This is a genomic window from Deinococcus sp. KSM4-11, from assembly GCF_004801415.1.
Classification (GTDB): domain Bacteria; phylum Deinococcota; class Deinococci; order Deinococcales; family Deinococcaceae; genus Deinococcus.
Window position 1 is genome coordinate 40,417 of record NZ_SSNX01000004.1, and the last position, 13,167, is coordinate 53,583.

The 13,167-nt window shown below is 67.3% G+C and carries 11 protein-coding genes; 4 read left to right on the forward strand and 7 right to left on the reverse strand.

Annotated elements, in window-relative coordinates; translation table 11 throughout:
* Positions 1-113: 113 nt before the first annotated feature.
* A complete protein-coding gene (locus E7T09_RS12465) occupies positions 114-1,058 on the forward strand; it encodes a PASTA domain-containing protein (RefSeq protein ID WP_136389541.1) in 945 nt (314 codons plus the stop codon).
* Positions 1,055-1,531, forward strand: a complete 477-nt coding sequence (locus tag E7T09_RS12470) for a hypothetical protein (RefSeq protein ID WP_136389542.1) — start codon at positions 1,055-1,057, stop codon at positions 1,529-1,531. Before E7T09_RS12465 ends, E7T09_RS12470 begins: the two co-directional genes overlap by 4 nt.
* Before the next feature lie 10 nt (positions 1,532-1,541).
* On the opposite strand, the gene E7T09_RS12475 is transcribed toward E7T09_RS12470, so the two are convergent.
* The 7 genes from E7T09_RS12475 to E7T09_RS12505 form a co-directional block, all read right to left on the reverse strand.
* On the reverse strand, positions 1,542-2,210 hold the full coding sequence (locus tag E7T09_RS12475) for a hypothetical protein (protein ID WP_136389543.1): 669 nt from the start codon (positions 2,208-2,210) through the stop codon (positions 1,542-1,544).
* A gap of 24 nt (positions 2,211-2,234) precedes the next feature.
* Entirely contained in the window at positions 2,235-4,190 is a 1,956-nt protein-coding gene (locus E7T09_RS12480; protein WP_136389544.1) for a M23 family metallopeptidase, read from the reverse strand.
* Between the two features lie 162 nt (positions 4,191-4,352).
* On the reverse strand, positions 4,353-5,417 hold the full coding sequence (locus E7T09_RS12485) for a LacI family DNA-binding transcriptional regulator (protein WP_136389545.1): 1,065 nt from the start codon (positions 5,415-5,417) through the stop codon (positions 4,353-4,355).
* Between the two features lie 103 nt (positions 5,418-5,520).
* Complete coding sequence (locus E7T09_RS12490; protein WP_205747010.1) at positions 5,521-6,402, reverse strand: carbohydrate ABC transporter permease; 882 nt, start codon at positions 6,400-6,402, stop codon at positions 5,521-5,523.
* On the reverse strand, positions 6,403-7,308 hold the full coding sequence (locus E7T09_RS12495) for a carbohydrate ABC transporter permease (RefSeq protein WP_136389546.1): 906 nt from the start codon (positions 7,306-7,308) through the stop codon (positions 6,403-6,405). It lies immediately after the preceding gene.
* Positions 7,309-7,390: 82 nt separating this feature from the next.
* Positions 7,391-8,683 (reverse strand): extracellular solute-binding protein, encoded by a 1,293-nt coding sequence (locus E7T09_RS12500; RefSeq protein WP_168734831.1) that lies wholly within the window; start codon positions 8,681-8,683, stop codon positions 7,391-7,393.
* Positions 8,684-8,857: 174 nt separating this feature from the next.
* A complete protein-coding gene (locus E7T09_RS12505; RefSeq protein ID WP_240741763.1) occupies positions 8,858-10,411 on the reverse strand; it encodes an alpha-N-arabinofuranosidase in 1,554 nt (517 codons plus the stop codon).
* 427 nt (positions 10,412-10,838) lie between these two features.
* Here E7T09_RS12505 and E7T09_RS12510 point away from each other — a divergent pair, with 427 nt between their 5' ends.
* Together E7T09_RS12510 and E7T09_RS12515 are read left to right on the forward strand one after the other, a co-directional pair.
* Positions 10,839-12,485 carry a ribulokinase gene (locus E7T09_RS12510; RefSeq protein WP_136389548.1) on the forward strand — a complete coding sequence of 549 codons (1,647 nt, stop codon included), beginning with the start codon at positions 10,839-10,841 and terminating at the stop codon, positions 12,483-12,485.
* On the forward strand, positions 12,482-13,156 hold the full coding sequence (locus tag E7T09_RS12515; protein ID WP_205747012.1) for an L-ribulose-5-phosphate 4-epimerase: 675 nt from the start codon (positions 12,482-12,484) through the stop codon (positions 13,154-13,156). The genes E7T09_RS12510 and E7T09_RS12515 overlap by 4 nt, the downstream gene beginning before the upstream one ends.
* The last annotated feature ends 11 nt before the right edge of the window (positions 13,157-13,167 follow it).

The following is a 13,167-nucleotide window of genomic DNA, read 5'->3' on the forward strand; positions in this document are numbered from 1 at the left end:
TTCACCGTTCCAGCCGCTTCCCTGAGTTCCGACGGCTGTGGACGTGGCTCCGGTTGAGGTCGCCATAATCGTGAAGACCGCGCTGTCCTGACGCCCTTCCACCAGGAGGATCCATGCCCGGAGCGTTCACCATCACCACCGCGACCAATACTGTGACCCTCGGCCCGGACCGGCAGGGCGAGGCGACCTTTGTGGTCACCAACGTCAGCGGCCGCCCCATGCAGGGCCGCGCCCTGCTGGAATGGCAGCCCAGGGCCACGGACAAAGGCGGCTGGGCCACCGTACAGGGTGACGCCGAGCGCGTCTTCCCGATCGCCGGCACGCAGCAGTTCACGGTGAAGTTCACGCTGCCGCCCAGCGCCCCGGTCGGGCAGCACATCCTGCGGCTGGACATGCAGGACGTGAGTTCCCCCGACGACGTGGTGCAGGGTCAGAGCGTGACCCTCCAGGTGGCAGAGCCCCCGCCCGTCAAGCCCTTCCCGTGGTGGGTGGTGATCGTCGCTGCCGTGATCCTGCTGGGCGGCCTCGGCGCGTACCTGCTGCTCGGCAACCGGCAGGCGACCGTGCCAGTCGTGGCCGGTCAGAGCCTCGTGAAGGCGCAGGAACTCATCACGGCGGCCGGGCTGAAGGTCGCAGACACGCCCAAGCAGGAGAACAGCGACACCGTCGCGCAGGGCCTGGTCATCCGCACCGAGCCGGATCAGGGTACGAAACAGGCGCGCGGCGCGGCCGTGACCCTGGTCGCGTCGAACGGCCCGGCCAGTTTCCCCATGCCGGACGTGGTGGGACGGGCCGCGTCGTCGGCGGTGACGATCCTGCAACAGGCCGGGATCACGACCTTCAAGCTCGCCCCCACGTACTCGGATACCGTCCCGAAAGAGCAGGTGATCAGCACGGCGCCGCCAGCCAGTCAGCCGGTCACGAAGAGCAGTGCGGTCACGGTCGCGGTGTCGGCCGGTCCCTGCCGCGGCCGGTTCTGCAACCTCTCCATCGACCCGGTGCTCATCAATCCGACCATCAAATTCCGCACCGAGATGATCACGCCTCCCTCCCCATGAATCCGCGCGTGTTCTTCGTGCTGCTGGCGGTGCTGGTCGTGGCGGCGTACGTGGCGTCCGGCCTGAGCCTGACCCGGCGCGACCAGGCCACGGACGCCAGGCCGGATCCGCCCGCCTGGGCGCAGGGGCTGGGCGGCCGGCTGGTGCGCCACCGCCCCGTGCAGGACGCCGACATCCAGGCGCTGCTGGGCGCGTGTCCCGATCCGCACCTGCTCACGCTGGGCGCCGGGCAGGGCTGTTCGTTCGTCCTCCGTGCGCTGCCGCAGACCAGCGCGGTGACCCGTGACCTGCGCCTGAGAAGTCCGCAGCCGTTTCAGGTGCAACTGGTCTACGGCGACCTGCACGGCACCCCGGAACCGGCCAAGGTCAAGGACGGCCGCTACGACGTGACCGTGGACGTCTCCCGCAACGGCGCGCAGGTGATCGTGACCTGCCTGCAACTCCCGTGCAGCGTCCAGCAGGGCGGGCCTTAGCAGTCGCGACCTACACCCGCAGGCGGATGCTCTTCACCGTGGCGACCGCCCCGCCGATCAGCAGCAGGACGCCCCACATGAAGGCCAGGATGGCGACCACGATTGCGCCAATGGCGTCGGTCACGCTGACGAGCAGGCCCGGCACCAGGGCGTGCAGCCACGCCAGCAGCAGGCTGCTCACGATCGACGTCAGAATCAGCAGCACCAGGCTGCGGTTCTGCAGGAAGCGCTGCTGGGCCAGCACCAGCAGGATCACGAAGGCCACTTTCAGGGTCATCAGCAGGGCCAGGGTCGCGGCCGCGCCCGAGCGGTCGAAGTGCCCGAACAGCCCCAGGTACACGGGAAATCCGAAGAAGGACAGCAGCAGGCCCAGCATGACGGTCAGGGTCACGAAGGCCGTGAGGCCCAGCACGATCACGCCAAGCAGCAGCAGCAGCGACAGCAGCAGCGTCACGATGCCCTGCAGCCGTCCCTGCACGCGCTCCGGGACGACCAGGGCCAGGCCCATCAGGATGACGTTGTACAGCAGCACCCCGTCGATCAGCGCCAGCGAGCGCACGCCGAAGCCCGGCCGCGCCTGCCCGCCCGCGATCAGGAACGCCTGCCCCAGTTCGACCAGCACGACCAGCAGCGAGCACAGCGCCGCGCCGAGAAAGAAGGGTCTGCGCAGCGTGTCCATGGGTCATCGTACGCGCAGGCGCGCTCACTGCACCTTGATGGCCTGCACGATGGATTTGCTGGACGTGTTGTCGAAGTATACCCGGCCGATCACGCGCAGTTCGGAGTACACGCGATCCGGGCGTCTGCGCACGGAGAGCGGCAGCTGGATGCGCAACTGGGCGCCCTGCGTGGTGAAGCCCACCGGGGAGCCCGATGTCCGGGCGTCCCAGACGTCCATGTCGGGAATCGCCACCCGCACGCGCTGGCCGTCCGGGCCGGTGTAGTACAGCTCGTACGAGAATTCCGCCCGCACCGCCGTGGTGCCATTGGGCACCGTGTCGATGGTGATGTCGCAGCGGTGCACGCCTGCACCGGCCAGCAGCACGTTGCCCGCTTGACCGGCGTGTACGCAGCGGTCCAGCGTCCAGCCGGTAAAGACCGGGGCCTGATCCGGCGGAGGCGTGGTGGTGCCCGTGGAGGCGTTCTGCAGGTAGTGGTACACCTGGTTCACGAACAGCATGGAGTCCACGAAGTAGTAATCGGCGACATTGGTATTCGCGGCGGGCCGCGAGCGGATCACCTTCACGTCCAGGTGAAAGTGCGGCCCGAAGGAGATGGTGCACGGGCTGGCGCCCTGGCTGGAGACATAGCCCAGCAGCTGCCCGGCCTTCACGGTCTCGCCCGCCTTGACCTGTAACCGGCAGGAATTCAGGTGCAGGTAGCGCATGACCACGTCGTTGGCATAGCCGCTCGCATCCGTGAAGCGGCCCAGGGTGACCTCCACCGCCCCGCCCGGCCGGACGCTGCTGCCCGGCAGGCGGTGGGCGGCATTCACCACGCCGGGCAGCATGGCGTAGATCGGCTGGCCCGGCAGGGCGTGAAAGTCCGTGCCCTCGTGCTGCCAGCCCGGAATGTTGTAACAGGGGGGACGGGCGCCGAAGACCCAGCCGTGGGCGCCGTGGGTGGCGTCAGGGCCGTCGACACTCACGATGTTCGCCTGGCACGACCCGGTGGTCTGGATCGCCCGGAACAGCGGCGTGTCGTTCGACGGGGTGTAGCCGTTCTTGCGGCCCAGGTTGCCGTCGCTGATGGCCTGCGCCGGATCCTTGAAGACGCCCTGGGCGAGCCTGAAGCCGGCCAGGATCTCCTTGAGGGGCGGGCGGTTCAGCACGATCTGCGCGGGGCGGGTGGGGTAGAACGGCGAGTCGATCTGGGTCCAGCGCAGGCTGGAGTTCTGAACCGTGACCTGCCGCGCCAGCGGACTGCCGGGCGGTACCGCCGCGCCATACGACTGCTGGAGGTAGTCACTGCCGTACACGGTGGGATTCAATGCCGGGAACGTGCGGTACAGCTCGAACGACAGGACCTGATCCCTGATGGCCGCGTCGCCGGTCGAGAAATCCAGCAGGATCTTGCCGCCCTCGGTCACGGTCTTGCTGACCTGCAGGTCTGCCGGAATCTGGTCGAACACCACGCGGTAGTCGTCCCCGGCGGTCGCTCCGGCGTCCGGGGTGAGCAGGGCGCTGTTCACCTCGATGTTGAAGTGGCTCTGCCGTTCGAGTAGTGGCATCACGACCGTCAGTTTGGGGGCGCTGTCGAAGCCGTTCTGGGTCACCGCCTGGTTCGTCAGCGCAATGGAACCCTGACCGCGCAGCACCGTCACCCTGTTGCCCAGGTAGGAGACGGAACCGGCCGCCACCACGTCCTTCACGTCGATGGGAGCCGCCGCGACGGTCATGGCTGTGGCTGCGGTGAAGACCCCGCTCCGGGCCAGGTAGGTGCCCACGTTGGTTTTCTGAAGGCCCGTGGCCGGCTGGGCACCGAGCCCCTGCCAGCGCGTCAGGGACGCCGCGACCCGGCTGCGGGCGACGGCCCCGGTGGGCACGGTTGCCGGAACGTTGAAGTTCACCAGCATCATCCCCGGATCCTGTGCGGCCCCCGTACCGTGCAGCGCAGCGAGAACGAGAGGCAGGCCAGGCCGGAACGCCGCAAGCTTCATGTGAACCCCCACTCCGTGGACGTGAGCGCGCCGGAACCGCACTGGCCCACGAGACCGGCGGGGACGCTTCAGCTGGATTCAGTATTCGGTTGATCCGTGATCAGGCCATGATCGCGCGGAGGCTCCACGCCATGCTCAGCGCCCGCCTCTCGCCATCCTGCTTCAGCGCGGAGGAGCGGTAGTGGCGCGCACGACCAGCTGGGAGCCGAACACGAAATGCCGTTCGCGGCCGGCGGGTTCCTGGATCAGGCGCAGCAGTTCCTCCAGGCTCTTGCGGCCCAGCTGCGCGAAATCCTGCCTTACGGTGGTGAGGGGCGGGTCGTAGTGCGCGGCCTCGGGCGTATCGTCAAAGCCCACCACGGAGACGTCTCCGGGTACGGTGAGCCCACGTTCCTTGAGGGCGCTCAGGACGCCCAGCGCCATCTGGTCGTTGCTGGCGAAGACCCCCGTGAAGTCCAGGCCATCATCCAGCGCGCGCAGCGTGGCCTGGTGACCGCTCTGGGCACTCCAGTCACCGTCGTAGGTGGGCAGGACTTCCAGGCCGCCCTGCTGCACGACACTCCGGAAGCCCTCGCGGCGCAGTTTCGCGTCGCTCCAGCCGGGCGGGCCGCTGATGTGCAGCAGCCGCCGGTGGCCCAGCGCGGCCAGGTGCCGGGTGGCGCTGGCCGCGCCGCCGAACTGGTCGATGCTGACGGTCGGGCCCTGGACGTCGGCGGTCGCGTCGATCATCACGAAGGGCAGGCTGCCGCTCAACCCGTGCGCGATGTCGTGGGCGTCGTAGTTGGTAAGCAGCACCAGGCCGTCCACCCCGAACTGCTGGAGCCGGCGCGCGGCCGTGAGGACGTCCTTTTCCTGCACCTGCTCCAGGTCGACCTGTTGCAGGGTGGTGAGCATGACCTCATAGCCGACCTCGTGCGCGCTTTCCTGCACGTTCTGGAGGATCTGTGACGGTCCGTACTGGTTCATGCCGTGTGCGACCACGCCGATCAGCTGCGAGCGCCTTGTGACGAGCCCTTTGGCCAATAGGCTGGGGCGGTAATTGAGTTCCTGGATGGTCTGGAGGACGCGCGCGCGGGTGTGCTGCGCGACGTTCGCATGGTTGTTGATGACGCGGGACACCGTCTGGTAGGACACGCCGGAGTGTCGGGCGACGTCGTGGATGGTGACGTTCTGGGGGCGGGCCCGGTCGGTGGGAGGAGAGGGAGTGGACTTCTCGGACGTGGTCATTCACCCTCCATTCTGGCCGGTCGAACGTCCAGGGCCCAAAAGGCCGGCCCGCCGTGTCCCAGCGTGGTGTGGCGGGAGTGGCGGGCCGGCGGGACGAGTGAGCTTACTTCAGGCCGGCGGTGGCCATGACGCCCTCGGTCACGCGGCGCTGGAAGATCAGGTACGCGAACACGGTGGGAATGGCGGCGGTCACGGCGGTCGCCATGCTCTTGGCATACGCGACACCGTACGCGGACTGCACCTGTGTGATCCCGACCGGGATGGTCAGTTTGGCCGTGTCGTTCATGACGATGAAGGGCCACAGGAAGTTGTTCCACGCGCCGATGAACGTCACGATGCCCAGCGACAGCGTGATGCTCCAGTTCAGCGGCAGGAAGATCCCGAACAGCACCCGCCACTCGCTGGCCCCGTCAATGCGGGCGGCGTCCCCGAGTTCTGGCGGCACCTGATCGAAGAACTGCTTGTAGATGATCACGGCGACGGGCGCGGCGAGCTGCGGCACGATCAGGCCCATGAAGTTGTTCACCAGCCCCAGCTTGTTGATGAAGATGAACAGAGGAATCAGGCTGGCCTGGAAGGGAATCATGAACCCGGCCAGGATCAGGAAGTACAGCCAGCGCCGGCCCCGGAAGTCGATCTGCGACAGCGCGTACGCGCACAGCATGGAGAACAGCAGCACCAGGAAGGTGATGATTAGCGTCGTGATCACGCTGTTGGCGTACCAGCGCACGATCGGGCTGTTCTGGAAGATGTAGGTGTAGCTGCTCAGGTCGAAGGTCTTGGGCCACAGGGTCGGCGGCGCGGTGATCGTATCGGGCTCGGGCTTCACGGACGTGATGACCGCCCAGTAGATCGGGAAGAACCACGCGGCGGCCAGCAGCAGCGTCAGGCCGGTGATGAGCGCTCCCCACATGCGGGCCAGGCGCACGCCCAGGCTCGGTGGGGGCTTGGTGGTGCGGGGAAGTGGAGTCGTTGTCGCCGTCATTTAACGCGCTCCTCTGTTCAGGACTCTGTTCTGGATGCCCGAGGCGACCAGGATGATGACCATCAGCACCACGCCGATTGCCGAGGCGTAGCCGCCGTGCTGTTGCTGGAAGCCCTCGCGGTATGAGTACAGCAGCAGCACCAGGGTCTTGTCGAAGGGGCCGCCGCCGGTGAGCAGGTACACCTGGTCAAAGATCTTGAACTGCGCGATAAGTTGCAGCAGCAGGATCAGGCTGGTCACCGGCCAGAGGTTCGGCCACGTGATCGAGCGGAACATCCGGAAGCCGTACGCGCCGTCCAGCGCGGCGGCCTCGTAGATGTCCGGCGGAATGTTCTGCAGGCCTGCGATGAACAGCAGGACGTTGAAGCCCACGGTCCACCAGATCGTCACGAGGGCCACGGCAGGCATGGCCCACACGGGATCCTGGAACCACGCGACGGTCGAGCCGGTCAGTGTGTTGAACAGCCCGAAGTTCGAGTCCAGCACCCAGTTCCAGATCAGGGTGACCACACTGACCGGCAGCACGAACGGCAGGAAAAACGCCGCCATGACCAGGTTGCGCAGCCGCTTGAGGCGCATGATCAGCAGCGCCAGGCCCAGACCGACCAGGGTGTTCGGCACGACGGTCAGCAGGATGAAGTACGCCGTGCCCTTCAGGGCCGCCCAGAAGGTGGGCTCCCGGAACAGCTTGGTGTAGTTCGCCAGGCCGACACCGTGCCCGTTGCCGGTCAGGTCGGAATTCGTGAAGCTCAGCACGATGACCCGCAGCGAGGGGTAGATTAGGAACAGCAGGTAGATCAGCACGAAGGGGGCGGACATCAGCGCGGCCGTCAGCCAGCGTTTCCTGACCTGAAGCTGCTTCTGGGGGCTGAGCACCGCGGTCTGGGAGGGGGCGGTCTTGAGCATGTCACCTGCCTTCTTGTGGGTTAAAAACGCTCAGAGGAAGGGGAACGCCGTGACGCGACTCCCCTTCCTCTGAAAGCCACGCTTACTTGTTGAAGCTGGTCAGCGCTGCCTTGAACTTGGCGATGCCCTGATCGGCGCTCAGCTGGCCGAGCAGTACGGGCGTGAAGTTGTTGCCCACGGCGTCATACACGGGGCCGCCCACACCGAAGATCGGCACGTTGGGTTCCAGCGTGGCGTCCTTGGCCGCCGTCGCAGAGTACTGCACGTTGGGCTGCAGCGCCTTGAAGGCCGCGCTGCTCTGGGTGGGCAGGTAGGAGGGGATGTGCCCGCCGCCGGCCCAGCCGAGGCCGCCCTGCTTGTTCACGTAGCCGATGAAGGTCATGACGGCCTTGAGCTTGTCGGCGCTAATGGGCGTCTTGCTGTTGTTCGGGATGGCGAGCGTGTGCGAGTCGGCCCAGGTTTCGCTGTTGCCGGCGAGTTTGGGGAAGGCCATGATGCCGTAGTCGAACTTGAGGGTGCCCTTGGACTTGGCGTCCACCATGGTCGGGACTTCCCAGTTGCCGTTGAACATCATGGCGGTGCGCCCGGCGGTGAACAGCGCCACAGCAGCGGGGTACGCGGTGTTCTTGGTGACTAGGCCACTCTTGGTCCAGTCGGCCATGGTCTGCAGCGCGGCCTTGCCCTTGGTGTCCAGGTCGCCCAGGTACAGCTTGCCGTCCTTGTACATGGTGCCGCCGGACTGCAGGAACAGGCTGTACCACATGCGCCACAGGGTCGCCGGATCCTGGTTGGTGCTGAACGCGGCGGGCGTGACGCCGGCCTTGTCCTTGATGGTCTGCAGCGCCTTGGTCATGTCGGCCACCGAGTTCATGCCGGTGGGTTTGCCGTCGGCACCCAGCAGGCCAGCTTTCTTCAGCAGATCCTTGTTGTAGTACACGACGTAGGTGTGCGTGTCGAGCGGCAGGGCGTACAGCCCGGTCTTGCCGGCGGCCTTGGCATCGGTATTCAGGGTGCTGACCAGGTTCGCCTGGAAGTCCGTGGCCTTCAGGCCGGCCATGGCGAGGTCCGCGGTGCTGAAGGGCCGCAGGTCGTTTTTCTGCAGACCCGAGGGCACGGCGGACAGGTGGTAGGTCATGACGTCGGGCGTCTGGCCGGAGACCGTGGCGGTGTGCACCTTGGTGTAGAAGGGGTTGCCCCAGGTCTGGGTGGTGCGGTTCACGATGATGTCGCTCTGGGACTTGTTGAAGTCGTCCACGATCTGCTTCATGCGGATGCCGTCGCCGCCGCCGAAGAAGTCCCAGAACACGATGGTCGTGGCGGCTTGAGCCGAGGCGGAGAGGGCCAGTCCCAGGGCGAGCAGTTTGGTGATGCGCATGTGGTGCCTCCTGAAGCAAAAGAGAGGGCGGTGGAGGACGGCTGACACGGCAACCGGCTCCGTACGGCGTCTGGACATGCCGCAGCGACGCGGTGGGGACTGGGTCGCCCCGGCACTGAATTTGTGAACGATCACATAGTAGTTCGGCGTACGGGGGCTGTCAAGCCTCGGCCGTCAGCCCGGCGTATGCTGGCTGGTCAACACCGTGAATGACAGCGGGGGCAGCGTCAGCGTCACGCTTCCGCCGTCGAGCTTGGGCACGTCGATGGTGTGGATGGTCACCGCTTCCGGCGCGTCGAAGGAGTTCGCGGCCATCGGGTCGTGGCCCGCCATCTGCCAGGCCTGCGTCAGCTCGCCCGGCGCCACGTCCTCCCACTTCACGGTTACGTCGAGCGGGTCGGTCTGCGAGCGGTTCACCAGGAACGCCGCGCCCTTCCCGCTGGCCGGGTCGTAGCTCGCGGTGGCGTCCAGCAGCGGCACCTCCCCGAACTTCTTCGTTTCATGGGTGGGCGCCTGCACCAGCACGTCCAGCGAGTTCCCGACCGCGTGGTTGCTGAACATCATCAGCGGGTAGTAGATCGTCTGCAGGAACAGGCCGTCGGCGCGCGTCATGATCGGCGCGATCACGTTCACGATCTGCGCGATGCACGCGATCTTGATGATGTCCGACTTGCGCAGGAACGTGCCCAGCCACTGTGCCACCACCAGCGCGTCCTCGAGGTTGTAGACCTCCTCCAGGATGTGCGGCGCTTCCTCCCAGTTGCCGTCGCCGCCGACCGCGCGGTACCAGACGTTCCATTCGTCCCAGCACAGGCCCACGTCCTTCTTGCTGCGGTTCTTGGCCTTCGCCAGCCGGATGGCCGCCGCGACCGTCTCGGCGTGCTCGTCGAAGTGCACGCTGCTCGCCAGGTACGAGTCCGTGTCCACCGCTTCCTTGGCGTCGGGCATGCTCGGGTTGCCGACGTAGTAGTGCATGGAGAAGTAGTCGATGTGCTCCCACGCGCGTTCCAGCACCACGCGGTCCCATTCCGGGAAGGTAGGCATGGCCGTGTTCGATGACCCGCACGCGATGGTCTTGATGGACGGATCCATCCAGCGCATCAGCTTGGCGGCCTCCACGGCCTTGTCGGCGTACACGCTCGCTTCCAGGTGCCCGATCTGCCACGGGCCGTCCATCTCGTTGCCCAGACACCAGTACTTCACGCCGTAGGGATCGGCGTGGCCGTTCTTGGCCCGCAGGTCGCTGAAGTGCGTGCCGGTGGGCAGGTTCATGTACTCGACCAGATCGGCCGCGTCCTGGATGCTGCCGGTGCCGAGGTTCACGGCCCACATGGGCTCCGTCTTCAGTTCCTCGGCGAATTCCATGAACTCGTGCGGGCCGAACTGGTTCGTCTCGATGGAACGCCACGCCAGCGCGCGGCGGCGGGGGCGGTCGGCCTTGGGGCCGATGCCGTCGGTCCAGCGGTAGCCGGACACGAAGTTGCCGCCGGGGTAGCGCATGATCCGGTAGTTCAGGTCTTTCAGGGCGGCCATGACGTCCGGGCGAAAGCCGCGCGCGTCGGCCAGCGGTGAGGCGGGATCGTAGATGCCCTCGTAGATGCAGCGGCCCATGTGCTCGGCGAAGCCCCCGAAGATCAGCGGGGAGATGTCGGAGACGATGCGCTGCGTGTTCAGCGCCACGGTCGCGGTGCGGCCAGTCTTTGTTGAAGCAGTGGATTGGGTAGTCACAGTCATCCTCTCGGGAGCGGGTGGGACGGCACAGGGCGTCCCGTGGCCAGCAGGGGTGGGGAAGCAGGGGGTCGTCTGGTGTGGTGGGCCGATTCTGGGTCGGCCGCTGTCAGTTCAGGCGGTCGACGTCTGGGAACACCTCCTGGCAGGACGATCGGGTGGCGGGGATGGCCGGATTCCAGTTCCGGGACACGGCGAGAACGCTCGGACAATACGGTGCAGACGAAGGGCAGCCGGGTGAGGCGGGGGCGAGGGACACGGGCGTCTTGCTCAGATTGCGTTGACAGATACGGACGACTCATCATACATTGTGATCGTTCACAGTCAAGCATCCCATCCGGCCGACCCCGCACGGCCCCCGCTCCGGCCCCGCTCCCAGACGGCCCCAGCGGTCACGGCCCACCCCCACAGACCCGCAGGAGGCCCCATGGCCGACAAGTACACCATCGGCGTTGACTTCGGCTCGGAATCCGGCCGCGCTGTCGTCGTCCGCACCTCGGACGGCGCCAGCGTCGGCGAGGGCGTCACGCCCTACGCGCACGCCGTCATGGACACGACCCTGCCCGACGGCACGCCGCTGGGCAAGGACTGGGCGCTGCAGCACCCGCAGGACTATCTGGACGTGTTCCAGCAGGCTGTGCCCGCCGCGCTGCGCGCCTCTGGCGTGCGCGCCGACGACGTCGCCGGCATCGCCGTGGATTTCACGGCCTGCACGGTGCTCCCCACCCGCGCCGACGGCACGCCGCTGGCCCTGCTGCCCGAGTACGCCGGCAGACCACACGCGTGGGTGAAGCTCTGGAAGCACCACGCCGCCCAGCCCCAGGCCGACCGCATCAACGCCCTGGCCGAGCAGCGCGGCGAGAGCTGGCTGCCGCGCTACGGCGGGAAGATCAGCAGCGAGTGGCTGTTCGCCAAGGCCCTTCAGATCGTGGAGGAAGACCCGGACACCTACGCCGCCACCGAGCGGTTCATCGAGGCGGCCGACTGGGTCGTGTGGCAGCTGACCGGCGTGGAGACCCGCAATGCCTGCACCGCCGGGTATAAGGCCATCTACCAGGACGGCCACTACCCCAGTGCCGAGTACCTGGGCGCGCTGAACCCCGAGTTCGCGGACTTCGTGCAGACGCGCCTGGGTGACCAGCTCAGTCCGCTGGGCGGCCTCGCCGGACACCTGACCGAGGAGGCCGCCCGCTGGACCGGCCTGAATCCCGGCACGCCGGTCGCCGTGGCGAACGTGGACGCGCACGTGACCCTGCCCGCCGCCGGCGTGACCGAACCCGGCCGCCTGGTGGCGATCATGGGCACCAGCACCTGTCACGTCATGGTGGACGAGCACCTGCGCGAGGTGCCGGGCATGTGCGGCGTGGTGCCGGGCGGCGTGGTGCCGGGCCTGTACGGCTACGAGGCCGGGCAGAGCGGCGTGGGCGACATCTTCGCGTGGTTCGTGAAGAATGCCGTGCCCGCCGAGTACTACGCCCAGGCCGAGCAGGAGGGCCTGAACATCCACGCCCTGCTGGAACGCGAGGCCGCGAAACAGGCCCCCGGTGAGCACGGCCTGGTCGCCCTAGACTGGATCAACGGCAACCGCAGCGTGCTGGTCGATGCGGAACTCAGCGGCATGATCGTGGGCCTGACCATGGGCACCCGCGCGCCGGACATCTACCGCGCGCTGATCGAGGCGACCGCGTACGGCACGCGCCTGATCATCGAGACCTTCGAGGCGAGCGGCGTCCCAGTGCATGAACTCGTGATCGCGGGCGGCCTGAAGAAGAACCGCCTGCTGATGCAGATTTACGCCGACGTGACCGGACGCCCCCTGAGCGTGCTGGACGCCGAGCAGGGGCCCGCCCTGGGCAGCGCCATCCACGCCGCCGTGGCCGCCGGCATCTACCCGGACATCTTCGAGGCGGCCAGGGCGATGGGGCAGGTCAGCCGCAACGTCTACGTGCCGGACCCCGCGGCGCAGGCGGTGTACACCGAACTGTACGGGGAATACCGCACGCTCCACGACTACTTCGGGCGTGGCGCGAACGAGGTCATGCACCGCCTGCGGGCGCGCCGGAGGGCCGAATGAGTATGTCCCACAGCCACCCTGACGTCCGCCGTGACCTGACCGCTCTGCACTTGGAACTGCCGAAAAACGGGCTGGTCACGTGGACGAGCGGGAACATCAGCGCCCGCGTGGACGGCGGCATGCTCATCAAGCCCAGCGGCGTGACCTTCGAGAACCTGACGCCGGAGAGCATGGTTATGACAGACCTGGACGCGAAGGTGCTGGAGGGCGAGCACAGCCCGTCCTCGGACACCGCCACGCACGCGTACATCTACCGCCACCTGCCGGACGTGGGCGGGATCGTGCACACCCACAGCCCCTACGCCACCGCGTGGGCGGCCCAGGGCCGCGAGATCCCGTGCATCCTGACCGCCATGGCCGACGAGTTCGGCGGCCCCATTCCCTGCGGCGGCTTTGCCCTGATCGGCGGCGAGCAGATCGGCGCGGAGGTCGTGCGCGTCCTGACCGGCCACCGCTCCCCGGCAATCATCCTCCAGAGCCACGGAGTGTTCACCATCGGGCCTACGCCAAAAGCGGCGCTCAAGGCCGCCGTGATGGCCGAGGACGTCGCCCGCAGCGTGTTCCTGGCCGTGCAGCTCGCCGCGAGCCTCGGCACGCCTGTCAAGACCCTCGACCCCGCCGACATCGACGCCCTCCATACCCGCTACACGACCGTGTACGGACAGCGCTGAAGGAGTTCCCC

What these genes read in the sequence shown, in the direction of transcription:
- E7T09_RS12480 (WP_136389544.1), bottom strand. Translation starts at nt 4,190, where the DNA reads ATGAAGCTTGCGGCGTTCCGGCCTGGCCTGCCTCTCGTTCTCGCTGCG.
- E7T09_RS12495 (WP_136389546.1), bottom strand. Translation starts at nt 7,308, where the DNA reads ATGCTCAAGACCGCCCCCTCCCAGACCGCGGTGCTCAGCCCCCAGAAG.
- E7T09_RS12470 (WP_136389542.1), top strand. Translation starts at nt 1,055, where the DNA reads ATGAATCCGCGCGTGTTCTTCGTGCTGCTGGCGGTGCTGGTCGTGGCG.
- E7T09_RS12500 (WP_168734831.1), bottom strand. Translation starts at nt 8,683, where the DNA reads ATGCGCATCACCAAACTGCTCGCCCTGGGACTGGCCCTCTCCGCCTCG.
- E7T09_RS12465 (WP_136389541.1), top strand. Translation starts at nt 114, where the DNA reads ATGCCCGGAGCGTTCACCATCACCACCGCGACCAATACTGTGACCCTC.
- E7T09_RS12515 (WP_205747012.1), top strand. Translation starts at nt 12,482, where the DNA reads ATGAGTATGTCCCACAGCCACCCTGACGTCCGCCGTGACCTGACCGCT.
- E7T09_RS12490 (WP_205747010.1), bottom strand. Translation starts at nt 6,402, where the DNA reads ATGACGGCGACAACGACTCCACTTCCCCGCACCACCAAGCCCCCACCG.
- E7T09_RS12510 (WP_136389548.1), top strand. Translation starts at nt 10,839, where the DNA reads ATGGCCGACAAGTACACCATCGGCGTTGACTTCGGCTCGGAATCCGGC.
- E7T09_RS12475 (WP_136389543.1), bottom strand. Translation starts at nt 2,210, where the DNA reads ATGGACACGCTGCGCAGACCCTTCTTTCTCGGCGCGGCGCTGTGCTCG.
- E7T09_RS12485 (WP_136389545.1), bottom strand. Translation starts at nt 5,417, where the DNA reads ATGACCACGTCCGAGAAGTCCACTCCCTCTCCTCCCACCGACCGGGCC.